The 1,318-nt window shown below is 56.8% G+C and carries 2 protein-coding genes; both read right to left on the reverse strand.

From position 1 onward, the window contains the following. Nucleotides 1-24: 24 nt before the first annotated feature. On the reverse strand, nucleotides 25-864 hold the full coding sequence (gene sul1 / locus PG881_RS23870; RefSeq protein WP_000259031.1) for a sulfonamide-resistant dihydropteroate synthase Sul1: 840 nt from the start codon (nucleotides 862-864) through the stop codon (nucleotides 25-27). Continuing rightward, entirely contained in the window at nucleotides 858-1,205 is a 348-nt protein-coding gene (locus tag PG881_RS23875; protein WP_000679427.1) for a quaternary ammonium compound efflux SMR transporter QacE delta 1, read from the reverse strand. The genes sul1 and PG881_RS23875 overlap by 7 nt, the downstream gene beginning before the upstream one ends. Nucleotides 1,206-1,318: the final 113 nt, after the last annotated feature.

The following is a 1,318-nucleotide window of genomic DNA, read 5'->3' on the forward strand; positions in this document are numbered from 1 at the left end:
TAGCGGGCGGCCGGAAGGTGAATGCTAGGCATGATCTAACCCTCGGTCTCTGGCGTCGCGACTGCGAAATTTCGCGAGGGTTTCCGAGAAGGTGATTGCGCTTCGCAGATCTCCAGGCGCGTGGGTGCGGACGTAGTCAGCGCCATTGCCGATCGCGTGAAGTTCCGCCGCAAGGCTCGCTGGACCCAGATCCTTTACAGGAAGGCCAACGGTGGCGCCCAAGAAGGATTTCCGCGACACCGAGACCAATAGCGGAAGCCCCAACGCCGACTTCAGCTTTTGAAGGTTCGACAGCACGTGCAGCGATGTTTCCGGTGCGGGGCTCAAGAAAAATCCCATCCCCGGATCGAGGATGAGCCGGTCGGCAGCGACCCCGCTCCGTCGCAAGGCGGAAACCCGCGCCTCGAAGAACCGCACAATCTCGTCGAGCGCGTCTTCGGGTCGAAGGTGACCGGTGCGGGTGGCGATGCCATCCCGCTGCGCTGAGTGCATAACCACCAGCCTGCAGTCCGCCTCAGCAATATCGGGATAGAGCGCAGGGTCAGGAAATCCTTGGATATCGTTCAGGTAGCCCACGCCGCGCTTGAGCGCATAGCGCTGGGTTTCCGGTTGGAAGCTGTCGATTGAAACACGGTGCATCTGATCGGACAGGGCGTCTAAGAGCGGCGCAATACGTCTGATCTCATCGGCCGGCGATACAGGCCTCGCGTCCGGATGGCTGGCGGCCGGTCCGACATCCACGACGTCTGATCCGACTCGCAGCATTTCGATCGCCGCGGTGACAGCGCCGGCGGGGTCTAGCCGCCGGCTCTCATCGAAGAAGGAGTCCTCGGTGAGATTCAGAATGCCGAACACCGTCACCATGGCGTCGGCCTCCGCAGCGACTTCCACGATGGGGATCGGGCGAGCAAAAAGGCAGCAATTATGAGCCCCATACCTACAAAGCCCCACGCATCAAGCTTTTGCCCATGAAGCAACCAGGCAATGGCTGTAATTATGACGACGCCGAGTCCCGACCAGACTGCATAAGCAACACCGACAGGGATGGATTTCAGAACCAGAGAAAGAAAATAAAATGCGATGCCATAACCGATTATGACAACGGCGGAAGGGGCAAGCTTAGTAAAGCCCTCGCTAGATTTTAATGCGGATGTTGCGATTACTTCGCCAACTATTGCGATAACAAGAAAAAGCCAGCCTTTCATGATATATCTCCCAATTTGTGTAGGGCTTATTATGCACGCTTAAAAATAATAAAAGCAGACTTGACCTGATAGTTTGGCTGTGAGCAATTATGTGCTTAGTGCATCTAACGCCG

This window comes from Aeromonas sp. QDB54, from assembly GCF_027707385.1.
Lineage (GTDB): Bacteria > Pseudomonadota > Gammaproteobacteria > Enterobacterales > Aeromonadaceae > Aeromonas > Aeromonas hydrophila.